General features: G+C 42.4%; 22 protein-coding genes, 1 tRNA gene and 1 other annotated feature (1 of these 24 only partly in view). Of the genes, 1 reads left to right on the top strand and 22 read right to left on the bottom strand.

From position 1 onward, the window contains the following. Nucleotides 1–213 (bottom strand) — a binding site (T-box leader); it reaches 7 nt to the left of the window's first position. A gap of 241 nt (nucleotides 214–454) precedes the next feature. From AU377_RS01625 to AU377_RS01570, 12 genes are all read right to left on the bottom strand, one after another. Then, nucleotides 455–1,186, bottom strand: a complete 732-nt coding sequence (locus AU377_RS01625; RefSeq protein WP_067403112.1) for a hypothetical protein — start codon at nucleotides 1,184–1,186, stop codon at nucleotides 455–457. A gap of 106 nt (nucleotides 1,187–1,292) precedes the next feature. Further along, nucleotides 1,293–2,585, bottom strand: coding sequence for a glutamate-1-semialdehyde 2,1-aminomutase (hemL, locus tag AU377_RS01620; RefSeq protein ID WP_067403110.1), 1,293 nt, complete (start codon nucleotides 2,583–2,585; stop codon nucleotides 1,293–1,295). Further along, entirely contained in the window at nucleotides 2,586–3,566 is a 981-nt protein-coding gene (gene hemB, locus AU377_RS01615) for a porphobilinogen synthase (RefSeq protein ID WP_067403107.1), read from the bottom strand. Then, entirely contained in the window at nucleotides 3,563–4,330 is a 768-nt protein-coding gene (locus tag AU377_RS01610; protein WP_067403104.1) for a uroporphyrinogen-III synthase, read from the bottom strand. The genes hemB and AU377_RS01610 overlap by 4 nt, the downstream gene beginning before the upstream one ends. Further along, the gene (gene hemC / locus AU377_RS01605) at nucleotides 4,317–5,252 is read right to left on the bottom strand and encodes a hydroxymethylbilane synthase (protein WP_067403095.1); all 936 of its coding nucleotides are present in this window, start codon (nucleotides 5,250–5,252) and stop codon (nucleotides 4,317–4,319) included. The genes AU377_RS01610 and hemC overlap by 14 nt, the downstream gene beginning before the upstream one ends. Before the next feature lie 45 nt (nucleotides 5,253–5,297). After that, complete coding sequence (gene ccsA / locus AU377_RS01600; protein WP_067403092.1) at nucleotides 5,298–6,128, bottom strand: cytochrome c biogenesis protein CcsA; 831 nt, start codon at nucleotides 6,126–6,128, stop codon at nucleotides 5,298–5,300. Nucleotides 6,129–6,347: 219 nt separating this feature from the next. Beyond that, complete coding sequence (gene hemA, locus AU377_RS01595; protein ID WP_067403089.1) at nucleotides 6,348–7,706, bottom strand: glutamyl-tRNA reductase; 1,359 nt, start codon at nucleotides 7,704–7,706, stop codon at nucleotides 6,348–6,350. 239 nt (nucleotides 7,707–7,945) lie between these two features. Continuing rightward, nucleotides 7,946–8,527: a ribosome biogenesis GTP-binding protein YihA/YsxC gene (gene yihA / locus AU377_RS01590; protein ID WP_067403086.1), complete on the bottom strand. Its 582-nt coding sequence runs from the start codon at nucleotides 8,525–8,527 to the stop codon at nucleotides 7,946–7,948. Next, on the bottom strand, nucleotides 8,524–10,848 hold the full coding sequence (lon, locus tag AU377_RS01585; protein WP_067403083.1) for an endopeptidase La: 2,325 nt from the start codon (nucleotides 10,846–10,848) through the stop codon (nucleotides 8,524–8,526). Before lon ends, yihA begins: the two co-directional genes overlap by 4 nt. Nucleotides 10,849–11,025: 177 nt before the next feature. Beyond that, on the bottom strand, nucleotides 11,026–12,291 hold the full coding sequence (gene clpX, locus AU377_RS01580) for an ATP-dependent protease ATP-binding subunit ClpX (protein WP_067403080.1): 1,266 nt from the start codon (nucleotides 12,289–12,291) through the stop codon (nucleotides 11,026–11,028). A gap of 144 nt (nucleotides 12,292–12,435) precedes the next feature. Continuing rightward, nucleotides 12,436–13,722, bottom strand: coding sequence for a trigger factor (gene tig, locus AU377_RS01575; protein ID WP_067403078.1), 1,287 nt, complete (start codon nucleotides 13,720–13,722; stop codon nucleotides 12,436–12,438). Between the two features lie 125 nt (nucleotides 13,723–13,847). Beyond that, on the bottom strand, nucleotides 13,848–14,816 hold the full coding sequence (locus AU377_RS01570; RefSeq protein WP_067403075.1) for a tetratricopeptide repeat protein: 969 nt from the start codon (nucleotides 14,814–14,816) through the stop codon (nucleotides 13,848–13,850). 223 nt (nucleotides 14,817–15,039) lie between these two features. Between AU377_RS01570 and AU377_RS01565 the strand changes: the two genes are divergently transcribed. Then, nucleotides 15,040–15,816 carry a 3-hydroxybutyrate dehydrogenase gene (locus AU377_RS01565; RefSeq protein ID WP_067403072.1) on the top strand — a complete coding sequence of 259 codons (777 nt, stop codon included), beginning with the start codon at nucleotides 15,040–15,042 and terminating at the stop codon, nucleotides 15,814–15,816. A gap of 52 nt (nucleotides 15,817–15,868) precedes the next feature. Here the strand turns inward: AU377_RS01565 and AU377_RS01560 are convergent, their stop codons facing one another. From AU377_RS01560 to AU377_RS01515, 10 genes are all read right to left on the bottom strand, one after another. After that, on the bottom strand, nucleotides 15,869–17,245 hold the full coding sequence (locus AU377_RS01560) for a M28 family peptidase (RefSeq protein WP_067403070.1): 1,377 nt from the start codon (nucleotides 17,243–17,245) through the stop codon (nucleotides 15,869–15,871). Nucleotides 17,246–17,600: 355 nt separating this feature from the next. After that, entirely contained in the window at nucleotides 17,601–18,566 is a 966-nt protein-coding gene (gene uvsE, locus AU377_RS01555) for a UV DNA damage repair endonuclease UvsE (RefSeq protein WP_067403067.1), read from the bottom strand. Nucleotides 18,567–18,583: 17 nt separating this feature from the next. Next, nucleotides 18,584–19,537 carry a UV DNA damage repair endonuclease UvsE gene (gene uvsE / locus AU377_RS01550; protein WP_067403064.1) on the bottom strand — a complete coding sequence of 318 codons (954 nt, stop codon included), beginning with the start codon at nucleotides 19,535–19,537 and terminating at the stop codon, nucleotides 18,584–18,586. Nucleotides 19,538–19,761: 224 nt separating this feature from the next. Beyond that, nucleotides 19,762–20,115 carry a 3-hydroxyacyl-CoA dehydrogenase family protein gene (locus AU377_RS01545; RefSeq protein ID WP_082731871.1) on the bottom strand — a complete coding sequence of 118 codons (354 nt, stop codon included), beginning with the start codon at nucleotides 20,113–20,115 and terminating at the stop codon, nucleotides 19,762–19,764. A 201-nt stretch (nucleotides 20,116–20,316) separates the two neighbouring features. Further along, nucleotides 20,317–20,390, bottom strand: a tRNA-Arg gene (locus AU377_RS01540). Nucleotides 20,391–20,473: 83 nt separating this feature from the next. Next, nucleotides 20,474–20,968 carry a metallophosphoesterase gene (locus AU377_RS01535; RefSeq protein WP_067403058.1) on the bottom strand — a complete coding sequence of 165 codons (495 nt, stop codon included), beginning with the start codon at nucleotides 20,966–20,968 and terminating at the stop codon, nucleotides 20,474–20,476. A gap of 51 nt (nucleotides 20,969–21,019) precedes the next feature. Continuing rightward, the gene (locus AU377_RS01530) at nucleotides 21,020–21,616 is read right to left on the bottom strand and encodes an XTP/dITP diphosphatase (protein WP_067403055.1); all 597 of its coding nucleotides are present in this window, start codon (nucleotides 21,614–21,616) and stop codon (nucleotides 21,020–21,022) included. Then, nucleotides 21,613–22,371, bottom strand: coding sequence for a ribonuclease PH (gene rph / locus AU377_RS01525; protein ID WP_067403052.1), 759 nt, complete (start codon nucleotides 22,369–22,371; stop codon nucleotides 21,613–21,615). The genes AU377_RS01530 and rph overlap by 4 nt, the downstream gene beginning before the upstream one ends. A gap of 112 nt (nucleotides 22,372–22,483) precedes the next feature. After that, nucleotides 22,484–23,278, bottom strand: a complete 795-nt coding sequence (gene racE, locus AU377_RS01520) for a glutamate racemase (RefSeq protein ID WP_067403049.1) — start codon at nucleotides 23,276–23,278, stop codon at nucleotides 22,484–22,486. Between the two features lie 10 nt (nucleotides 23,279–23,288). Continuing rightward, nucleotides 23,289–23,696, bottom strand: a complete 408-nt coding sequence (locus AU377_RS01515; RefSeq protein ID WP_156450360.1) for a MarR family winged helix-turn-helix transcriptional regulator — start codon at nucleotides 23,694–23,696, stop codon at nucleotides 23,289–23,291. Nucleotides 23,697–23,764: the final 68 nt, after the last annotated feature.

Below are 23,764 nucleotides of genomic sequence, written 5' to 3'. Positions count from 1 at the left end.
ACGAAGGAGTTGTTCGCGGTACCACCTTTATTCGTGTACGTAAAATCACGTACACCTCAACCTGCTTTAACGGCTTCAAACCGGTTCCCGCTATGATTACTTTCACGGAAACTGCTCATGGGTGACTTCGGTCAATCGTTTATAGGTCCTTTCACCACCGGATCCCTCTCTACAATAAACAAATTGACGTACTCTTCCAATCATCGCATCAGTATTCAATTGTCACTATTGTAGCGGAAGCCTTACGCGAACGTCAAGTAATTAACTGTAATATACTATACGAAAGGATGGTGTCATGAGAAAAGGCTATAACCCATACTTGCTGCCGCCATGGTTGCGGAAATGTCGATTTTACTGCAAAGGCATTATCATTCCCATTTGCGTTTTTCAACTTATTCGATTGTTGATTGTTCCTACAACAGCAGACTTTTTACTATTTTGTATCTTATGCGGCTTAGCTTTTATTTTGTACAAAGATATCATTTGAACGGAACGTGGATGTAGAAATTCCATCTCCCAATCCTGCAATGAAAGCAAGAGCTTCGTCCTCTTCGCTGTAAGGTGTGCTATGTGTCACGACGGCTTTAGGTGCTTCATCTGCCTCGGCATTCGCTTCCTCCTTAAAGTCGTCGGCCATTGCCTCTGCGGTCTCAAAATTCTCCTCTGCTTGTGCAGCATTTGCTTCCACATTTTCTGCTTCTTCTACTAATGCGATCTCTGTAGAAGGCGTCACCTCTTCCTGTGCAGCAGTCATTTCCTCCTCCTGTACTTCCGCTGCAACGTCTTCTACTTTCGCTTGCTGTAAACATTCCACGTTCCAAATGACGTTAAGTGAACCTTGTCCGTCAGTTTCATATGTCGCGTCGGTTGCAGAAACATGCAAGGGTCCTTGCACGTCAGCTGGCAAATCGATGTTAAGAGGTACCGCATATTCGAAATACCCTGTATTCTCGGCTACCTCCACATCACCAACAAAGACGGCTGATTCCGGGATCTCTTCCACCGTCTGCTCGTTATCAAAATTCAAATTGACCGCAATATGATAAATACCAGACAGACGTATTGAATCATTCGTACGTTTTTCTGTATAACCCGGCGTTATTTTTATTGACTCGGCACTGATTGGCATACCTACATGCTCCGGAAACGCGAATGTCTCTTGCATTTTCCATTTTTTGGACTCCATAGTTCGTCTCCTCCCCTATTCCTTCACAAAATATGATATGCATAAGGGTCTAGACATAGAAGAAAACCTCCTATGAAAAATCATAGGAGGTTCATTGTCGCTCGCTTTATCTCGCTAATTGTGCAAAGACTTTATGGAATGCTTCTACCGTCTTCGCAATATGTTCTTCCGTGTGCGCCGTTGACAAGAACATGCCTTCAAACTGTGATGGCGGCAAGAAGATACCTTCCTCGGCCATTAAGCGGTAGTATTCTGCAAATAGTTCTAGATCAGATGATTTCGCTTGATCGTAATTTGCCACTTTTTCATTCGTGAAGAAAAAGCCAATCATTGAGCCCGCGCGGTTTACCGTATGCGGAATGTTATATTTCTCGGCAGCTTCTCTGAAGCCCGCCTCCAACTGGTCACCAAGCTTGGTGAAATACTCATAAGAAGCTGGCGTTAACTGTTTTAGTGTTTCGATGCCCGCTGTCATTGCAAGTGGATTTCCAGATAACGTACCCGCTTGGTAAACCGTTCCCGCCGGTGCAACATTTTCCATTATTTCACGTTTACCGCCGTACGCACCAACTGGTAATCCGCCGCCAATCACTTTTCCTAAACAAGTCAAGTCAGGTGTGACGCCGTAATAGCCTTGTGCGCAGTTGTATCCAACACGGAATCCTGTCATCACTTCATCGAAAATGAGCAAGGTGCCATTGCTTTCTGTTAACTCACGCAAGCCTTCCAAGAATCCCGGCGTTGGAGGGACGACGCCCATATTTCCTGCAACAGGTTCCACAATAACAGCTGCCAAATCTTCGCCGTACTGTTCGAACGCTACTTTTACACTGTCCAAATCGTTATAAGCAACTGTAATCGTATTTTGCGCAATAGACTCAGGTACGCCCGGGCTATCTGGCAATCCAAGTGTTGCCACACCCGATCCCGCCTTAATTAATAGCGAATCGCCGTGGCCGTGATAACAACCCTCGAACTTCAAAATTTTGTTGCGATTTGTATAGCCGCGTGCCAAACGGAGCGCACTCATCGTCGCTTCTGTTCCCGAGGAAACCATACGCACCATCTCAATCGAAGGAATCCGGTCAATGACAATCTTCGCCAGTTCGTTTTCAAGCAAAGTTGGCGCCCCAAAGCTGGATCCTGTTTCAGCAGCTTTTTGAATGCCAGAAACCACTGCCGGATCCGAGTGTCCTAAAATAAGTGGACCCCAAGACAATACGTAGTCTATGTATTCGTTGCCATCGATGTCCGTAATCATTGCACCTTTTCCGCTTTCCATAAAAATCGGATCCATATTGACGGATTTAAATGCGCGGACAGGCGAGTTAACACCGCCCGGCAATAGTTCTACTGCTTCTTTAAATGCCTGTTTCGATTTATCGTAATTTCTTCCCAATTATTTTCCCTCCAGCCAGCGCGCTGCATCTTTCGCGTGGTACGTCATGATCAAATCCGCACCTGCACGCTTCATACTTGTTAACGTTTCAAGAACGATTTCTTCTTCATTGATCCAGCCATTCCCAGCAGCTGCTTTAATCATGGAGTATTCGCCGCTTACGTTGTACGCAACAACTGGCAGGGCAAAGTTGTTTTTAACATCTCGCATAATATCTAAATAAGAAAGGGCTGGCTTGACGATTAAGAAATCTGCGCCTTCCTCTTCGTCAGATGCAGCTTCGCGGATTGCTTCCATGCGGTTGGCCGGATCCATTTGATACGTTTTACGATCGCCGAACTGCGGAGAAGAATGCGCTGCATCACGGAATGGTCCGTAGTAAGCGGATGCATATTTCACCGCATACGACATAATCGGAATGTCTTCAAAACCTGCCTCATCCAACCCTTGACGAATCGCTGCGACAAAGCCGTCCATCATATTAGACGGCGCAATAATATCTGCGCCGGCTTTCGCTTGGCTAATCGCTGTACGTGTTAGCAATTCAAGGGATGGATCATTCAACACTTTGCCATTTTCAATAACGCCGCAGTGACCATGGTCTGTATATTGGCACAAACATGTATCCGCGATGACAACAAGATTTGGATGACGTTCTTTCACAAAGCGAGTCGCACGCTGGACAATCCCTTCATCTGCATAAGCTTCTGAACCATGCGCATCTTTAGAAGCCGGAACACCGAAAAGAATAATCGAGGGAATGCCGAGAGATACGACTTCATCGACTTCTTTTTCTAGATGATCGAGGGACATTTGATAAATACCTGGCATAGAAGCAACAGGGTTCTTCACATTCTCCCCTTCAACAACAAAAATCGGATAAATAAAATCTTCTTTTTGAAGTACAGTTTCACGTACCATTGAACGCAATGTAGACGTATTGCGTAAACGGCGATTGCGTCGGAATTGCAAATTGTTCATAGTTTGTTCCCTTCTTTCTGCCCCGCTAACGTATTAACGAGATCCATGAGTGTGTAAGTATCTGGCCTGACGTGAACGGTTGCACCCGCATCGAGCAGTGCGTTTTCTGTTACATGCCCAATCGCACCAATTGTGTAACCATTCCACCCGCATACCGGCACTACTTGCTGCGCAAAAACATTGACTGCCGAGGGGCTGGCAAATAGCACATTCACCATTTTTTTTTCTTGAATAGTTTGGATGAGCGCGTCTGCCGATTCTTCCGCAGACACTGTTTCATATACCGTCCATTCATCGACATCGAACGGTAACTCTTCTTTAATAAGACTGCCAGCCATCGTACCACGTAAAAATAAGACGCGCCGCACCGTATATTGTTCAGGTCTAAATTCTTTTACTAACGTATCAGCACTGAAAACGGTTGGAATAAAGTCTACCCGAAACCCAAGCCCTTCAAGCGCTTCCGCAGTTCGCGTACCGACTGCGGCAATTTGGGAGCGGATCGTATCGGCAGGTATTTGATAACGTTCAAGTTTTGCTTGAAACGCATCTACCGCACTTTGACTCGTAAAAATGAGCCAATCATATGTAGGACAGGCGAGCATTCGCAGCTCGTCCGTTGTTTCACGTATTTCTTTCACTTGAATAAGCGGAAAAGAGATCGGTACCCCGCCATATTGCGTCACAAGATCGAATACATCCTTAGACTTTGGTGTACCGGTGAAAATGACAGTTTCGCCTTGTAATGGCTTATCGTCCTTCATCCAATTGTGCCATCACTTTCTCAATCACTTCTGTTGCGCCTTCTTTCCTGAGCGCTTTCGCCACTTCTTCCCCAACCGTTACAGGGTCGTTATGGATCATCGTATTTTTAAAGACTTGTTTAGCATCCGGAGACGCAACATAGCCTGTGAACTTCACTTGCTCTCCATCATATTGTGCAATTCCTGCGATCGGCACCTGGCAAGATCCATCCATTGCAGCAAGGAAAGTTCGCTCTGCTTCGACTTCTTTCCATGTCTTATCATCGGAAACTTTCGCAAGCTCTGCGAGTAATTCTTGATCATCCGCACGGCATTCAATGGCAAGGGCACCTTGTCCAACCGCTGGAATGCAATCCTCAATGGACATGAATTCTGTAATCATATCCATGCTCCACCCAACCCGTTTCATGCCGGCTGCCGCGAGTAGAATGGCATCATATTCACCGTCTTGTAGTTTTTTCATACGCGTATCGATATTGCCCCGGATCCATTTGATTTCAAGATCAGGACGAAGCAGCAATAATTGTGAACTTCTGCGCAAACTTGACGTTCCGACGACTGCGCCCGCCGGCAAATCTTTAAATTTCACATGACCATTTGAGATAAAGGCATCGCGCGCATCTTCACGCGGCGGTATGCAGCCGATCACAAGGCCATCCGGAAGATTGGCGGGCATATCCTTCATACTATGCACCGCAAAGTCGATTTCTTTGTCGAAAAGCGCTTGTTGGATTTCTTTCACGAAAAGACCTTTCCCACCCACTTTGGACAACTGAACATCGATGATGCGATCGCCTTTTGTAACGATTTCTTTTACTTCAAATTCAAACGGTGCACCCGCTGCCTTCATTTGCTCGATAAACCAATTTGTTTGCGTCAATGCAAGTTTGCTTCGTCTTGACCCTACGATGATTTTTCTCAACTTACTCCAACCTTTCGTAACCAATTGTGCCTCGCGACTTCCATCTTACATCCAAAAATGGAATCCGGATAATTTACTGCCTAAGAAAAAGTTAATAATAACGAAAAGAAAAGCAAAAATATTTGCCCATGCAAAATCATTCGCAATTAGCTTTCCACTTCGCTGTAAAAATAAAACAGATCCGTAAACGGCAATGAGGAAAAAAGAGCCCATAATTTTCATATCGAATAAAGACCATTCCGAAAGCGCGACATGCGCCCATTGCATCCCTAAAATTAAACTAATAAACAATACAGGTATTCCTATGTAAATGGCTACCTTCATGCCTGTTGCAGTTTGTTGCAATGATGGCAATCGGCTAAATTGCTTAGACCATTTCTTCTTTTTTAACAATGTATATAAAAAAAGATAAAGCACAGCAAACACAAATGCTGCCGAAAACAACGTATAGGATAAAATCGCAAATGTGATATGAATAAATAAAAGCTCAGAAATGAGCGCTTCTCCGATTGGAGATTGTTCAATTTGAATCGGTGCAAATGTGTGGATCGTCATGAAAATAAATCCAATTACATTTAAAAAGAAAACGGCATAGCCCACTTTATAAAATAAATGCAACAAAATAGAAAGCGTTAACAGCAACCATGCATAGAAGTAAATTCCTTCAAATAAGGAAAGAACCGGAAATCTTTTCATCCCGATCATATACGAGATAAGAAAACCAGTTTGTAATAGAAAGACAATTGTCAAAATCCAAAAAGCACTGCGATGTATAATTTTATTATTATTTAAATAATCTATAAAATAAAAGACGAGGCTGGCAGCGTACAAAATGACCATACCCTCGTGGAGCCTTGCCATCGTCAAGTCCGCCATAAGCCTTCTCTACCTTTCAAAAAAGAGTTACCTACAGTATAGCATTCATGCGCAGGCAACTCTTCTGACAAAGACTTAAAGATTATTGTAGGGGTTGTCCTAGAAGTGCTTGGCACCGCTAAACACTGTTAAAATATAGTATCGTCTTACCGTTTACGATACTATATTTAGTGTTCAATGGTGCCTGGCTCTTCGTTTTGGGACAGCCCCCTTTGCTACTTAAGTTAACGAAGGGTTCGCTGCAATTTTTTCGGCACGGGCACGCAGCCTTTCTTTCGCTTGTTTTGCGAGCTGTTCTTTCTCTTGCAAAACATCTTCATGAATGCCAAAAATTTGTTGGAACAACGCAATCTTTTCCGTCGGATTCGATTCCATTGCCAGTTCTTTCACTTGTAAAATAGGATCTTTCAGCAATTGGTTAACTATTGACTTCGTATGCTTGCTTAATATTTTCTTTTCACGTGCTGTTAAATTTGGCATTTTGTTTTCAATGCTTGTCATTGTTTCAGCCTGAATACGATGTGCCTTTTGACGAAGTGCAGAAATGACAGGAACGACGCCTAAAGTAGCGATCCACTCCCGGAACACGACGATTTCCTTTTCAATCATAAGACAAATCTCTTCTGCCGCACGTTCCCGCTCTGCTAAGTTTGCATTCACAATCCCTTGCAAGTCATCAATATCATAAAGGAAAACATTTGCTAATTTAGCAATTTCGGGATCCAGATCTCTTGGTACTGCAATGTCGACCATGAAAATCGGACTCCCTTTTCGAAGCTTTTCCACATATTGCATGAGTTCAAAATCGATGACGTAATTCGTTGCACCCGTCGAGCTGATTAAGATGTCCGCTTCTAGCAATGCACATTGTAATTGGTCCAGCGATTTCGCCTCGCCGCCGAATTGCTCCGCTAGTTCTTCTGCTTTTGACAGCGTACGGTTAATAACCGTTACTTTTTCCGCCCCGCTGCCGTACAAGTTTTTAATCGCAAGCTCGCCCATTTTACCTGCACCTAAAATAGCAACATGTTTATTTTTCAATGAGCCAAAAACTTTCTTCGCAAGTTCGACTGCTGCGTAGGAAACAGAAACGGCATTTTCACCGATCGCTGTTTCAGAATGCGCGCGTTTCGCAAATGTGACAGCTTGTTTAAATAATTCATTGAAAATAGTTCCAGTTGTACCAATTTCCTGTGCTTGTAAAAAGCTATCACGTACTTGCCCCAAAATTTGCGTCTCACCTAATACCATTGAATCTATACCAGCAGATACTCTCATCAAATGCTCGACTGCACCGTCATTTTCACGGATGACAAGATGGGATGAAAACGTATCGATTGGCAAGTTGAACCAGTCCGCCAAAAAGCGCTTTACATAATAGCGTCCCGTATGAAGCTGGTCTACCACCGCATAGATTTCCGTACGATTGCATGTTGAAATAATAATATTTTCTAATATACTTTTTTGTTGTTGTAATGTTTGCATCGCCTGTGACAATTCTGTTTCGGCGAATGATAATTTCTCTCTTATTTCGACAGGAGCAGTCCTGTGATTGACACCGACTACGATTGTATGCACCAGGTGCTCACACCTTTCACGTTCTATATTCACAATTTTCATTATAACATATCCAGTTCATACTATATGATCAAAATGTGAACAACATATGAATAGTAGGGGTTTAAAGGATACTTTTATAATCATTCTAATATATTATATCGCGTAACGAAGCATCTTTCAATTAATGTCTTTTTTTGGCATAGTTAAAAAAATCCGGCGACGAGTTTTCGCCTGCCGGATTTCCTATGATGTAATTCCTACATTCTATCTTCAATTTCTCTCCAAGCCTGTTCCATGCCGATTCCTTTTTCGGATGAAAAAACAATGAGCGGATCAGTTTTACGCATTTGTAGCTGATCTTTAATGACTTTTTTATGTTTCTCCCATTTGCCGCGGGGTATTTTATCCGCTTTCGTCGCAATGACAATTGCGGGAATGTCGTAATGAGCTAAAAAATCATACATAAGGCAGTCGTCAGCCGTTGGCGGATGGCGCAAATCGACAATTTGTATGACAGCGCGCAGTTCTTGACGGCCCGTCATATATTGCTCGATCATTTTTCCCCATGCTTCTCTTTCTGTTTTAGAAACTTTGGCATAGCCATAACCCGGGACATCAACAAAAAACAACTGCTCTTCGATTTTATAAAAGTTTAATGTTTGCGTTTTCCCAGGCTTTGAAGATGTCCGCGCAAGACTTTTTCTTCCGATCATTTTGTTGATAAAAGAGGATTTCCCAACATTTGAACGGCCTGCCAGCGCGAATTCTGGATACCCTTCTATCGGATATTGCTCAGGTTTTACAGCACTCATAATCATTTCTACTTGATGGACTTTCATGAAGAAGTCGCCTCCAATGCAATTTCAAGCACTTCTTCGGCACTTGACACAAGCTTAAATGTCAATTCCTTACGAACGCTTTCTGGAATGTCTTCAATATCACGTTCATTGTCAATCGGTAAAATAATTGTCTTTAACCCTGCACGATGGGCACTTAACGTTTTTTCTTTTACGCCGCCAATCGGCAACACGCGTCCTCTTAATGTGATTTCACCTGTCATCCCAACTTCTCGACGCACTTTTCTTTTCGTTAAAGCGGAAACTAGCGCGGTCGCAATCGTTACGCCCGCTGACGGACCGTCCTTCGGAATCGCTCCTTCGGGCACATGGATATGAATGTCACAAGTTTCGTGGAAATCCCGATCAATCCCAAATTCTTCTGTTTTAGAGCGCACGTACGACAAGGCTGTTTGGGCGGATTCTTTCATGACATCCCCAAGTTTCCCAGTTAAAATAAGCTTTCCTTTCCCTGGGGAAAGGGAAACTTCAATTTGCAATGTGTCGCCGCCGACTTGCGTATAGGCCAGGCCGGTCGCAACACCGATTTGATTGACTGTTTCAGCTAGTCCAAAACGGAATTTTCTTTTACCGAGTAACGACTCTAACGTTTTCGGGCTAACCGTAATACTTTTTCTTTCTTCCGTTACAATGAGTTTTGCAGCTTTCCGGCAAATCCCCGCTACTGCACGCTCGAGACTTCGAACACCAGCCTCACGTGTATAGTACCTGATAATGTCTAAAATCGCAGCATCATTAAAACGAACTTGTGACTTCGTTAAGCCATGTTCTTTCAACTGACGCGGGATTAAATGGTTTTTAACAATGAAGCTTTTTTCAATCTCCGTATACCCCGCAATTGAAATGATTTCCATCCGATCACGCAATGGACCTGGAATTGCACTTAAATCATTCGCTGTTGCGATAAATAACACACTCGATAAGTCATAGGGCTCTTCAATATAGTGGTCACTGAACGTTCCATTTTGTTCGGGATCCAATACTTCGAGCATCGCTGCCGAAGGATCACGGCGGAAATCATTCGACATTTTATCAATTTCGTCGAGTAAAAAGACAGGGTTAATTTTCCCAGCTTTTTTCATCCCTTGAATAATACGTCCTGGCATCGCACCAACGTACGTTCTTCGATGACCTCGAATTTCAGATTCGTCGCGTACGCCTCCGAGTGAAATTCGAACGAACTTTCTGCCAAGTGATTCAGCAATTGAACGTGCTAAAGAAGTTTTCCCCACACCCGGCGGACCTTCCAAACAGAGAATTGGACCACGCAGTGAATTTGTTAGCTGGCGGACGGCTAAATACTCAAGTATTCGCTCCTTTACCGTTTCGAGCCCTTCATGGTCACGATTCAGAATTTCTTCTGAGCGGCTCAAATTGAGCTGATCTTTCGTCGCATCTGACCAAGGAAGTGTGACAAGCCATTCAATATAGTTTCGAATGACGCCGCTTTCCGCAGCAGCTGTCGGAATGCGCTCATATCGGTCTAGCTCACGAAGCGCTGCTTCCCTCACACCTTCTGGCATATTTGCAGCTTCAATGCGTTCACTTAGTTCTGAGACTTCAAGCCCTTTTCCGTCTTTGTCTCCCAGTTCTGTTTGAATGGCTTTCATTTGTTCACGTAAGTAAAATTCTTTTTGCGTCCGTTCCATCGCTTCACGAACACGCTCATTAATTTTTTGTTCAAGATTTAATACTTCTTGTTCATTGTACAGTCGATTGATGAGCCATTCGAGACGCTCTTTGACATCTATCATTTCTAATATTTCTTGTTTTGCAAGCTGTTTAAGTGGTAAATGAGAAGCGACCATGTCTGCAAGCCTACCCGGTTCCGTGATTGCAGCAACGGAATTATACGTTTCCTTCGTCACACGCTTTGATACATTAGAATACTTCTTAAAATACTTTAACAATGTGCGCATGAGCGCTTCGGATTCCGCATTTACTTCTTTGTCATCCGGAAAGCCCGTTACTTCAACGATCGGATACAAGTCCGCCTCTTCATAATTTGACCATTTCGCCCGTTCAATACCTTCAATAAGTACACGATACGTCCCATTAGGAAGTTGTGTCATTGATTTAACATGTGCTAATGTACCAATTTCAAAAAGATCGTCTTGTTCTGGATTCTCATTGTTCATATCTTGCTGTGTAGCGAGAAATATGAAGTTATCTTGTGCAATCGCATGTTCAATGGCGAAAACAGATCGTTCTCTCCCTACGTCAATATGTAAAATCATCGTTGGGTAAACGAGCAGCCCGCGAAGTGGCAAGAGAGGAATGTTCTTTTTTTTGTTTGTAGACATGCGGAAGTCACCTCCATTTAGATATGTATACCCGATTTTCGCATTCGTATAAGTAAGGCCCTTTTAGAAAATCGGGTGTAATCGTTTCCTTGTTCTTATGTAAGGCAGAAAAAGCTGACTACCGATGAGCGCATAGATACGTGCGTCGCCGGAGTCAGCTTCTCTGTAGCAATTTTGTTAGGCTGAATTTTTCTCCTTGTCTAGCTCAACCTGGCTGCCGTCTTCCCGATAAAGGATCGGGCTCGACTTCCCTAACACTGCGCCCTGTGTAATGACACATTCAGTTACTTCCTCTAACGAAGGAAGTTCATACATTACGTCCAGCATGATGTTTTCAATGATGGAACGAAGTCCACGGGCGCCCGTCTTGCGCTCGATTGCTTCTTTTGCAATTTCAATGAGTGCACCATCTTCAAATCGCAATGTCACATCGTCGAGTTCCAGCATTTTCTGGTATTGCTTGACAATTGCGTTTTTTGGAATTGTAAGGATTTGATAAAGCATATCTTCCGTTAGCTGTTCCAAGCTCGCAATGACCGGCAAACGACCGATAAATTCTGGAATGAGTCCGTAGCGCTGAAGATCTTCAGGAATTAGCTTTGAAAGGACAGATTCTCCTTCTTTCACTTTCGTCGTTTCAGTTCCAAATCCGATGACTTTACGGCCAATGCGGCGTTTGATAATGTCTTCAATGCCGTCAAATGCACCGCCAACGATAAAGAGAATATTCGTTGTATCGATTTGAATAAATTCTTGATGCGGATGCTTGCGCCCCCCTTGAGGTGGTACACTCGCAACCGTTCCTTCTAAGATTTTCAGAAGTGCTTGCTGCACGCCTTCACCAGATACATCACGTGTGATCGATGCATTTTCTGATTTTCTTGCAACTTTATCAATTTCGTCAATATAAATAATACCTTTTTCAGCACGTTCAACATCATAATCAGCCGATTGGATTAATTTGAGCAAGATATTTTCAACGTCTTCTCCGACATAGCCTGCTTCTGTTAATGAAGTAGCATCTGCAATTGCGAATGGAACGTCAAGAATTCTTGCAAGCGTTTGCGCAAGCAATGTTTTACCGCTTCCAGTAGGGCCGATTAGAACAATGTTTGACTTCGAAAGCTCAACATCATCAATCTTGCTATTCGAGTTGACGCGTTTATAATGGTTGTAAACTGCCACTGCAAGTGATTTTTTTGCACGATCCTGTCCAATCAAATAATCGTCGAGTATGCTTTGTATCTCTTTCGGCTTTGGAACGTCTTTTAGTTCAAATCCTTCTTCTAAACCGACTTCCTCTTCAACGATTTCAGCACAAAGTTCAACACATTCATCACAAATATAGACGCCTTGTCCGGCAACTAATTTTCGAACCTGATCTTGGGATTTTCCGCAAAAAGAACAGTGTAGGTTATCTTTTTCATCGTTAAATTTGAACATTATGCTCACCCCTATTCAAGTGACAATCTTACAAGATTCCTTCACTTTTATCAACTAATTCGTATTCATTTGTATGTATGTAGCGCACATTGTATGCAAAACAAGGTACGGTCTTCACCCGTACCTTGTGCTTATTTGATCTTTTTATTCTGTTACCTTTGCATTTTCAACAAGAAATTCAACTGTTTTGTTGAAGCGCAGGTCATTTTCTAGAACAGTTGTGCCGCCAAGCATAGACTTGATTTTTTCAATTTCCATATTGAATTGAGCAGCCATTTTCTCAAGTTCAGCATTGACTTCTTCTTCTGTTACTTCAATGTTTTCTGCTTTTCCAATTGCTTCTAGCGTTAATGAAACACGGACACGGCTTAGTGCATCGTCTTTCATTTGCTCACGAAGTGCTTCCTCGTTCTGACCAGAGAACTGGAAGTAAAGCTCAAGGTTCATACCTTGCATTTGTAGGCGTTGTCCGAATTCTTCCATCATGCGATCGATTTCGCTATCGATCATGACTTGTGGAATATCGACTTCTGCGTTGCGTGCTGCCTCTTCAACAAGGTCATCGCGCATCGCTGTTTCAGCAGCTTTTTTCTTTTCTTCGCTCGTTTGTTCTGTTAGCTTTGCACGAAGCGCGTCTAAACTTTCAACTTCTTCATCGATTTCTTTTGCAAGCTCATCGTCCAAAGCCGGGACTTCTTTCCCTTTAATTTCATGGATTTTCACTTTGAATACTGCTGGTTTACCCGCAAGCTCAGCTGCATGGTATTCTTCTGGGAATGACACTTCGACGTCTTTTTCTTCGCCTTGTTTCAATCCGACCAATTGCTCTTCAAAGCCTGGGATGAATGAACCAGAACCGATTTCAAGGTCATAACCTTCTGCTTTACCGCCTTCAAATGCTTCTTCACCTACGAAGCCTTCGAAATCCAAGGTAACTGTATCGCCGTTTTCAACAGCACCGTCTTCTTTCACAACCATTTCAGCAAATGCTTGTTGACGGTCTTTTAGTTGCTCTTCAATTTCTTCTTCTGTTACTTCTGTCTCTTGTTTTTTCACTTCAAGACCTTTGTACTCACCTAGTTTAACTTCTGGTTTCAATGTAACAACCGCAGTGAAGATCAAGTTCTTGCCTTGTTCCATTTGCTCGATGTCGATTTCCGGACGATCCACTGGCTCAATATCCGCTTCTTCGACAGCTTTTGCATATGCTTCAGGAAGAATGAAATCAAGTGCATCGTTGTAAAGTGCTTCTACACCATACATTTTTTCAAACATTTTACGCGGCATTTTCCCTTTACGGAAGCCCGGTGCTTGCACTTGCTTAACTACCTTTTGGAACGCTTTGTCAAGACCTAAAGCTACTTCTGCTGCTGGTACTTCAACTGTTAGCGTACCTTTGTTTCCCTCTTGTTTTTCAAATTTAACTGACATTCTAAAACCCTCCAAATCATTATGGCCACTATATGTTCGCACTATTATAGTCCGTTATAATAACCATTACAGTATATCATAGTCTCTTCATCTTTCAACAAATTTCATATTTTGAATTGAAGCTTTTATTCATCCGGAATCGCATCGATTCGATGAATGAGTTGGTTCAGTTCTGTAACCGGAAACTCAAATCCTAATAATAAACATTCTATGTAATTTTCATAAGCCGCTGCAATTTCTTCTGCCTCGTAATCCCCCCATCCAAAGGGATACATTGTAATGGTGAATTTCTCAATAAGTGCCCGAGCCATTTCCAAGCGTGTCGGGTCTTTGATAAGCGTTTCGTCCAAGACATCCATCACTTTATCCGTTTGTGGATCTTTGCCCGGAAAATCCAGTTGAGCGGGAACAATTGTCTTTTCCATTCCGAACTTATGAACTGTCACTTCTCCGTCATAGCCTTCCTGTTGAAGAAGTGTTAATGCAAAAGTTATGACAGCAGGTGATATGTCTTCCTGCCCGGCAATTTGAACAAGCGTCGGAAGCATAGCGGTCAAATCGCTGCCTTCTAATGAAGCGAGTACATGTTGCTGCGTACTTGTATTCATGTTAAGGAAGTCATTAAGTGTAAACATTTCGTTTTGTATCCACTCTTCAGAGACATATCGCCTGGATAGACGGCTATTTAGTTCGCGCAAGTATTGAAACTTATTCAGCATGTCTTCCGGGATGACTTTTTCGTCTAGCAATGCCCCGATTGTCAATTCCACTTCCTCATATTCCTGCAATTGAATGCTGATCGTTAAATACAGTTCCATTGCATCTATATAATTTGCAGTCCCGCTAAGCAGCAATTTCCCCGCGATTTCTTTAGCACGCTCAAAATCTTTCGTTTCATATAAAGCGACAGCATATGGACCAAGGAATGAAACATCTTCTGGCTCGTAAACAATCGCCTGATCGAATGCTTCAATAGCTTCTTCAAATTTTGATCGCTCAACAGCCTGCAAACCTTTTTGCACAAGTCTTTCGAAAGTACCCGGGAAAACAATGACATTTCCGTTTTTCCGCAGCCTTTGGTATTTCCTGCGCATTTCCGCTCACCACCTTCACTTTCACCACTATAACACAGCCATGCAAAATGTTGGAAATCTAAAGGAATAGTTATCGCCACCGCAGTTTTCAAAGTTATGTTATAATTTCCATGTTTAAACAACTGGTTAACCTTTCCAAAAGATTTATTTGCATGCTTGAAAGTAGCGACTTCTGACATCAATGACATAATCATTACATATTTTGTATTGGGGGTATGTGGTTATGATTAAAGAAAAAGTAGCGATTATTACTGGTTCTGCAAGGGGCATTGGGTTCGAGATCGGAAAAACTTTTGCTAATAATGGCGCAAAGGTTGTGTTGTCTGACCTTGACCAAAACGCTGTTGAACAATCTGCGCTCGCTCTTCAGGATAAAGGCTTTGAAGTGATCGGCTTGAAAGCAGATGTAACAAGCGAAAGTGACATCGTTCAGCTAATTGATCAAACGAAAGAAAAATTTGGCCGAGTTGACATTCTTATTAACAATGCTGGGTTGCAGCATGTCTCGCCGATCGAAGAATTTCCGACAGAAAAGTTCGAGCTGATGATTAAAATTATGTTGACCGCGCCTTTTATTGCGATCAAGCATGTGCTGCCCATTATGAAAGAACAAAACTTTGGCAGAATTATTAACATCGCATCTATTAATGGATTAATCGGCTTTGCGAACAAAGCAGCCTACAACAGCGCAAAACATGGCGTCATTGGACTGACAAAAGTTGCCGCCTTGGAAAGCGCCTCATCAGGCATAACAGTCAACGCCCTTTGTCCAGGCTATGTAGACACACCACTCGTTCGCGGTCAACTTGAGGACTTGGCAAAAACAAGAAATGTTCCGTTAGAAAGCGTTTTAGAAGAAGTAATCTATCCGCTCGTTCCACAAAACCGCTTGCTTGATGTTAGTGAAATCGCTGACTACGCGATTTTCCTAGCAAGTGAAAAAGCACGGGGTGTAACCGGTCAAGCGGTTGTCCTCGATGGTGGGTATACGGCGCAATAATATGAAAAAACCGTGGATTCCTTTAGAATCACACGGTTTTTTTCATTGATTATTAAAGTCCACCAACGATTTTTTCATATTGTACTGGCTTCGGTGCAACTTTCGCTCTTTCTAAAGCTGGTGTGTCAGGACGTGCAATTTGATAAACAGCTGCCCCAACGATTTCCGCAGTTTCTTGAAGTTTTGCTTTGCTAATTTTATCTAGTGAATCCTGTGGTGTATGGTACCAAGGCTCAGTTGGACTGTGGATAAATAAGGCAGCTGGAATACCTGCATTATGGAACGGCACGTGGTCGCTTCGACTCTCTTGTCCATATCCTAGCGGATTAGCTGTTCTAACACCAGCAGCCGCAGCCAAGTCAGTAACAACATTCTTCTCCCCGTCTACTGTGAACATGACGAGATCACCAGCATCTCCACTTCCGACCATGTCCAATTGGAACATCCCGACAATTCGATCACGCTCATCTTGAGAAAGTGATTCTACATATGCATAAGAGCCAAGAAGACCTACTTCCTCTGCACCGAACGTTATAAAGCGGATTTCCGTATCTGTCGGCATATTGGCCATCACACGCGCTAATTCAATGGTAGTAGCTGTGCCGGAAGCATCGTCATTCGCACCCGGAGAACCTGGAACAGAATCGTGATGGGCACCGACGACAATAATCTGGTTCGTTGCTTTCTTTTTATTCGTTGGCTTTTTAACAGCTACGACATTTTGAGAGGTTTGCTGTAAAATGCCGCCGCCTGCCACTTCGACAGTTGCCGAAATTGTTTGTCCATCAGCTAAAAATGCTGCTAGTTTTTCACCATCAGCTTGTGATAGCGCAACAGCCGGAACAAAATTATCATTTGGTGCCCCAAGTGTCCCATTTAGTGAACCTGTCGTATTGTTAAAGATGATGACTGCCGATGCCCCTGCTTCTGCAGCATTCAAAACTTTATCAGCAAAGGAAATGTCTCCTCTTTTAATTAAAACAATTTTGTCAGTTACATCAATCCCTGCCAAATCAGATGCTTGTCCAAGACCTGCATACACCAATTCACCCGCGGCTTCTCCATTCGGCGTATACGTTAAATTAGAAGCTGTCATGGCAGCGTCCGCTACAGTAACAGAAATAGTTGGCTCCTGGTAACTTTCGAATGTAAACGGCTGGATCTCGGTCTCGTATCCGAACGAAGAAAATTTCGATTCGATATACTGAGCTGCCCTCGACTCTGCTTCAGTACCCGCTACGCGCGGTTCACTCGAAAGATGTTTAATGTCATTATAAATGTTGTCGACATTAATTCTTTTGACGATTTTATTATCAAAAGCTTGTTGTGCTTGCGGGGCCGGACCGGGCACATCCTTTGCATACGCCGCAGGAATCCCCATTGTTAAACTTGCTGCGAGCAATAGAGCCATAAACGGTTTTCTTTTCATTACTTCATCATGCCTCCTAAATTATAGTTACATAATTTAGTATAGTAGATACGATTATAGGAGAAAGTCTAATTAGAACCAATTTTCCGAATAGTCATTTTGGTAATTTTATGTAAATTAGGGCTAAAATTTACTTACATGAATATTTAATCCTCATATCTTATAAATTACCCACCCCTTGCAAGCGTAAAAAACGACTGACTTTTCACCTATCTATCCATGCATTTAACAAGACTTTTATTTTTCAAAAAACCCAAAACGGACTTAATTCCTAACTTCAATGGGATTCTATTAGGGGTTTTCAATAAAGAAAGAGCTAAAACCCAAATAGGTATTAGCTCATATTACAATTTATTCATTTCAAATAAAACGAAGAGCCATTAATGATTTCTACATCATCCCTAGCTTTCATCTCCCCCATTAAATGAAACAAAGCTTCGTCTTTTCTCTTCGCTTCAATCATACAATCAATTTGCGGAACGCTGCCCTTGATCGCTTTTAAAAACGTAAAAAACAGTTCCATGTCAACAAAGTCTGCATGATGCCGAAATTCCTTTTTACTTTTCGGGCTTGAAATATGCATTTTCACAGGAAGTGAAGAATGTCTCCACGATTGAATGACACGATCCCAATGCTCTTCCCAATTAGCGTGTTGATGGTGGGCGAGGTGATGATGATAATCGAACACAAGTGGAATATCCAGTTTTTCACACAAGTAAAGACTGTCCTCCAACGTAAAAGAAGTATCATCATTTTCAAGCATGATCATTTTTTGAATCGACCTCGGGACCAACATCCAATTATCGATAAAACGTTCCAGCGAGGTTTCCGTATCCTTATAATTGCCCCCCACATGCATCACACAGCGATGGGTCGCGTCAATTCCCATCCCTTTTAATAATAAATAATGCATCTTCAGTGTTTGAATGGAATTTTTTAAGATCTCTTTTTTCATAGAATTAATGAGCACAAAATGATCCGGATGAAAATCAATTCTTATGTTGTGCTCTTTCACAAAATTGCCAATCTCCCGCAACTGTTTTTGCAAGGGTCTCAGATAATTCCAATCAGTAAGTTCTGGATGGTTGGCCAGCGGGATTAGACGCGAAGTTAAACGATAAAAATGGATATCAGAGGCTGCATTATGTTTTAGAATTCTAAGCGTATTTTCTAAATTAGAAAGCGAAATCCGTTCCAATTTACGAATAGCAGCATCTCGTTCATCTATTTTTTGAAATTGCGCAAAGGTCATCGTTTGAGAAGGTGATGCGTTTTTTAATTCCATACTCATTGCCACATAGCCTAAACGAACAATCGTCATCTTTTCACCTCCCGTATTCACCATTCCACCGTTGAGCCCGAAATACGTTTCACGCCTCGGATGGAAGCAATGTCTTCAATAATTTTATGCATGGCTAAGTTCTTTTGCTTCGCTTCGATCATAATATCAAAGTCCCGATCAAGCTCCTTTGCCATTTTCAAAAACGGGAGGATAAACGCTAAAGAGACAAAATCAGCATGCGCTCGAAAAGCTTCATCTGTTTTCGGTGACGATATATGGACTTTTGGTATTGCAGAAAAACTTGTCCACGTATCAAATATTCGCGACAAATAATTGGAGAGATCAACCTCCCCTTTATTAGCCATGTAGTGATGATAATCTAGAACCATAGGGATATTTTCCTTTTCGCAAGTAATGAGTGTTTCCTTTACATCGTATGTCTTATCGTCATTTTCAAGCGTCATCTGTTTTTTAATAGTTGCAGGTAATTTTTTTATATTCTGATGAAAACGTTTTACTGCACTTTCTTTATCTCCATACGCTCCACCAATATGAATATTAATGATGCTTTTTTCAAGTACATTCATCGCTTCCAGCATTTTAAAATGGTATTCCATATTCTTTACAGCATTTACAGTCACTTCTTCCCGAGGACTCGTAAAAAGCGTAAATTGATTAGGATGGAAGCTTGGCCGCAGTTCAAATTGATGGATGAGCCGTCCTAGCTCCTCCCACTCACTTTTGAATGGCGTTACGAAATCCCACATCACTTCTGGATGGGTCGCCAAAGGAACAAGTAAACTTGAAAACCGATATAATTTTATTTCATGTGCGATGTTATAATGTAAAATTCTTTTTGTATGCTGTAAATTCTGCGCTGTTACTAATTTCAGTTTGTCCAGTCGTTCACTTTTAGAAAGCGCTGCATAGCGAGCAAAGGTTAAAGTTTTGGAAGGGCTCGCATCCCATAACCCTATTGCATTGGCTACATACCCAAAACGAATCTTCATCTGTTTTTCTCCTCCATTTTAATGCCGACCAGACCGAAACAATTAGATTTCCGATTAATGGGCATTTAATTAAGTGTACCCTTTATCAATTTTTAGATTCCGTTCTTTACAAAGGTTGTTAAGTAAAAGATAACGACACGAAAAACTAAAAAGACTGTAAATGTTATTTTTCAACATTTACAGTCTTTCTCTTACTTATAAGATAAAATCACTCATCACATGAATCATTTTGAAGTTGCAACAAGTTTGTCCCTGTCCACTTTGCTATTTAGTAGCTTAAGGAGATCGAGGAAATCATCATCCCGTGTGTAGATGGCTTTTTCACCATAATCATCGTATTTGTAAAAACCTTGATTCGTCCGAATGCCATGTTGATCATTTCCCACCATTTCCGTTAAGAAGAAAGGACCTTCTTTTGTATTGGATAGGTCTTCCATAATTTTTCCAACCATCGCTTTTGTTGTTTCTAGACCGGCTAAATCCTGAATTTCCATCGGATTGCAAAAAAACCATTTAAAGCCCACGCTTCCTTTCATCGCAATATCGATATCTTCTGCTGTCGCTACACCCGTTTCAATTAAATGTTGAAAATTCCGTCAATACTACTTAATTCTATTATCCGAACTAGATTCATGAATGTCCAATCGAAATTCTTTTGCATTTACCGTTATATTTAATGTTTTTTCTATTCACTTCATGAACCATATATACTTTTAGACAACAAAAACCCTTCCAATTATAATAAATTAGAAGGGTTTTGTTCTAGCGTATTTCCATTACGTCCCAGGAGGGATTCGAACCCCCGACCGACGGCTTAGAAGGCCGTTGCTCTATCCTGCTGAGCTACTGAGACAAGTTATTCAATCGGCTTAACCGCTTGATTGATAACGACATTTTTTATTATAGGCAAGACGGAAAGATTTGTCAACGCTATTTTCAAAAAAACTTTTTCTCCATATAGTTTACTGCTTCATGCTGCATTGTTTTGAAGGTTACTTTCAGCGTTTCATCCCATTCAATGACCGCATATGTCGCTGGATTCCCGCCACGCGGCAGCAATGTGCTCCCTGGATTGACGAATAAAATATCATCTTTCATTTCCGCTCCATATACATGCGAATGGCCGAATAGGACAATATCCGCCTCTTGCTCTTTCGCGCTATAGTACACATTCATGAGCGAACGTTTTACATCGTGTTCGTGGCCATGAACAGCCAATACCTTTTTCCCTTTCACATCTATAATAACGGATTTCGGGAAATTGTTATCGTAATCACAGTTGCCGCGCACGACATGCATGGACTTTAATACTGGATCGTCCGCACCTAGCTCACTATCCCCACAATGGAAAATGGCGTCTGCGGACAGTCCCGCTACTGCTTCTATTGTTTGTCGATCACCATGTGAATCACTTAATACAATGATTTTCATGCATTTCCCTCCATTCAAATTAACAAAGCAGGGGAAAAATCCCCTGCCGATTTATTTCAATAAAGTTGGCAGCCTCGACTCTAGCTTTGCCAGCGCATTGCCTCGATGTGAAATCGCACCTTTTTCCTCTGCTGTCATTTGTGCCATCGTCCGGTTTTGTTCCGGCACATAAAAAATCGGATCATAACCAAAGCCATTTTCGCCCTTCCGTTCACGTGCAATCAGTCCTTCGCAGCTTCCAGAAAACGTTTCAGTCGCTAGACCTGGTCCCGCAATTGCGAGCACACAGCGGAAACGGGCCGTACGCTGTTCATCCGCCGTCTGATCAAGTTCTTTTAGCACTTTATCGATATTCGCTTCATCACTCTTCTCGCCGCCCGCATAACGCGCGGAATACACACTAGGCGCACCATTAAGAGCGTCTATTTCCAATCCACTATCATCAGCAATGACGACTTTACCGAGCATCTTTGACACTGCCTCTGCCTTTAAAATTGCGTTTTCTTCAAATGTCGTCCCTGTTTCTTCGACATCAATCGGCTCGTCAATGTCATTTAACGTTAATACACGAATATCATATGGTTTAAAAAGCGTTTCAAAATCAACGGCTTTCCCTTTATTATTCGTCGCGATTAATATTTCTTTCATGCCTCATCCACTTCTTTCTGTCCGACGTATTGGCTCATTTCCCCTAACGCTTCGGTTTGAGCAGCAAACAACTGTTGGATGCCTGACTCGGCCAATTCAACGAGTGCATTCATTTCATCGCGCGTGAAAGTAGCTTCTTCACCCGTTCCTTGAAGTTCTACAAAAGCGCCAGCACCCGTCATCACAACATTCATATCGACAGCCGCTTCGGAGTCTTCTACATAATCCAAATCAAGGATTAACTGTCCTTCCCCAGTTTTACCAACACTCGTCGCGGCAAGGAAATCTGTGATCGGGAATGTCTTCAATTCTTTTTCCTTATATAGTTTTCCAGCAGCAATTGCCATCGCGACAAATGCACCTGTTATGGACGCTGTTCGTGTCCCGCCGTCCGCTTGAATGACATCGCAGTCAATCCAAATCGTCCGTTCGCCAAATGACTCTAAATCAACGACAGCACGCATCGCTCGTCCTATAAGTCGTTGGATCTCCATTGTGCGTCCGCCAACTTTACCGCGTGACGATTCACGAATCGTCCGCTGTCCTGTTGCGCGCGGCAACATACTATATTCCGCCGTTACCCAACCTTTACCGCTTCCTCGTAAAAAAGGAGGGACTCTCTCTTCTATTGTTGCCGTACAGATAACTTTTGTATTTCCAACTGAAATAAGTACAGAACCTTCGGGATGAATTAAATAATCCGTTTCAATTGTTACAGGTCTTAATTCATTCAATGCTCTTCCATCATGTCTCATATCGGGGTACCCTCCACCATTCTAATTGCGAATCCATCTTATCATATCCTATTTCATCAGCGCAAAAACCCGGAACGGCGATTGCCGTTCCGGAAGCTGATCATTTTTAATTTCAAAAAGCGATTGTCCTGACATCTGCCTCATCAATCGCTAACCAATCGAGGGCAATTTCCCGAAAATGCATTGTTGAACCGGATGTGAAAAATACGGGCGGCACAGCATGGCTAGCATAATTTTTTAAATTACAATCACGCAAAGTTTTTTCGATATCATGGACCGTTTCCACGGCGGATGAAATAATTTTCACACCCTCGGGAAGCGCATTTTGAATATGGTTCTTTAATAACGGGTAATGCGTGCAACCAAGTATCGCCGTATCAAATTCCTTACCGACAAGACTTTGAAGTCCACTTTGCACGACATTGCCCGCATATGCTGATTTGTATTGTCCACTTTCAACGAGCGGCACAAATTCTGGACAAGCGAGCGCATGAATCGTCGCAGTTGGCAAATGGTCATGAATAGCCTGTTGATAAGCCCCACTTTGAATCGTTCCCGACGTTGCAAGTACAGCAATCTTTCTACTGTCCGTCTCTTTTACAGCAGCACGTGCGCCTGGATCGATCACGCCAATGACAGGAAAGGTAAAATGCGATCTCACCTTGTCCAACGCGACAGCGGTGGCTGTATTGCATGCAATGACAAGCATTTTAATTCCCATCGCCTGCAGTGCATTCGCCATTTCCATTGTAAATGTGATCACTTCTTCGGGAGTACGCGGACCATATGGACAGCGTGCATCATCCCCTATGTAAATAATCGGTTCATTTGGCAAGCTTTCCAGCATTCTTTTGACAACGGTCAACCCGCCGACGCCCGAATCGATTACGCCGATTGGTGCATCCATCGTGACCACCTCAATCTTTCATCATTTCTTCATGTAGCTTGCCTAATAGATGCGTAAAGTTTTCAACTTCATCTTCGTCAAAATTCGTTAAGACAGAATTCAAGTACATGCGTCGTTTTTCAATTACTTCTTCGATAATTCTCTCGCCTTCCCCAAGCAAGTGAATGCGGACAACGCGGCGATCTTTCTGGTCCCGCACACGTTTTACTAAATTGTTGTTTTCCATGCGATCAACTAAATCTGTCGTCGTACTAAATGCAAGATACATTTTATTCGACAATTCTCCAATCGTCATATCGCCTTCCTCAAATAACCATTGCAAGGCAATAAATTGCGGCGGTGTAATCGTATAGTTACTTAATATCTTCCGCCCTTGCTGCTTAATAATACCGGCAATGTAACGTAATTCCTTCTCCATTCGTGCAACATTTTTTGTATATTCAACCTTTGGATTGAATTCTTCCGTCAAAATTTTCTACCTCCCGG

The sequence above is a fragment of the Sporosarcina sp. HYO08 genome (genome assembly GCF_001563475.1).
Classification (GTDB): domain Bacteria; phylum Bacillota; class Bacilli; order Bacillales_A; family Planococcaceae; genus Sporosarcina.
The sequence above is the reverse complement of the archived record's forward strand: the minus strand, read 5'-3'. Positions and strand labels throughout refer to the sequence as shown.

Coding starts and splice junctions, on each gene's coding strand:
- AU377_RS01535 (WP_067403058.1), bottom strand. CDS start 20,968: ATGAAAATCATTGTATTAAGTGATTCACATGGTGATCGACAAACAATA.
- hemB (WP_067403107.1), bottom strand. CDS start 3,566: ATGAACAATTTGCAATTCCGACGCAATCGCCGTTTACGCAATACGTCT.
- uvsE (WP_067403064.1), bottom strand. CDS start 19,537: ATGAAGATTCGTTTTGGGTATGTAGCCAATGCAATAGGGTTATGGGAT.
- AU377_RS01570 (WP_067403075.1), bottom strand. CDS start 14,816: ATGCGCAGGAAATACCAAAGGCTGCGGAAAAACGGAAATGTCATTGTT.
- AU377_RS01625 (WP_067403112.1), bottom strand. CDS start 1,186: ATGGAGTCCAAAAAATGGAAAATGCAAGAGACATTCGCGTTTCCGGAG.
- racE (WP_067403049.1), bottom strand. CDS start 23,278: ATGGATGCACCAATCGGCGTAATCGATTCGGGCGTCGGCGGGTTGACC.
- lon (WP_067403083.1), bottom strand. CDS start 10,848: ATGTCTACAAACAAAAAAAAGAACATTCCTCTCTTGCCACTTCGCGGG.
- AU377_RS01515 (WP_156450360.1), bottom strand. CDS start 23,696: ATGGAGAAGGAATTACGTTACATTGCCGGTATTATTAAGCAGCAAGGG.
- rph (WP_067403052.1), bottom strand. CDS start 22,371: ATGAGACATGATGGAAGAGCATTGAATGAATTAAGACCTGTAACAATT.
- AU377_RS01565 (WP_067403072.1), top strand. CDS start 15,040: ATGATTAAAGAAAAAGTAGCGATTATTACTGGTTCTGCAAGGGGCATT.
- uvsE (WP_067403067.1), bottom strand. CDS start 18,566: ATGACGATTGTTCGTTTAGGCTATGTGGCAATGAGTATGGAATTAAAA.
- yihA (WP_067403086.1), bottom strand. CDS start 8,527: ATGAAAGTCCATCAAGTAGAAATGATTATGAGTGCTGTAAAACCTGAG.
- tig (WP_067403078.1), bottom strand. CDS start 13,722: ATGTCAGTTAAATTTGAAAAACAAGAGGGAAACAAAGGTACGCTAACA.
- ccsA (WP_067403092.1), bottom strand. CDS start 6,128: ATGGCGGACTTGACGATGGCAAGGCTCCACGAGGGTATGGTCATTTTG.
- AU377_RS01610 (WP_067403104.1), bottom strand. CDS start 4,330: ATGAAGGACGATAAGCCATTACAAGGCGAAACTGTCATTTTCACCGGT.
- AU377_RS01560 (WP_067403070.1), bottom strand. CDS start 17,245: ATGAAAAGAAAACCGTTTATGGCTCTATTGCTCGCAGCAAGTTTAACA.
- AU377_RS01530 (WP_067403055.1), bottom strand. CDS start 21,616: ATGAAAGAAATATTAATCGCGACGAATAATAAAGGGAAAGCCGTTGAT.
- clpX (WP_067403080.1), bottom strand. CDS start 12,291: ATGTTCAAATTTAACGATGAAAAAGATAACCTACACTGTTCTTTTTGC.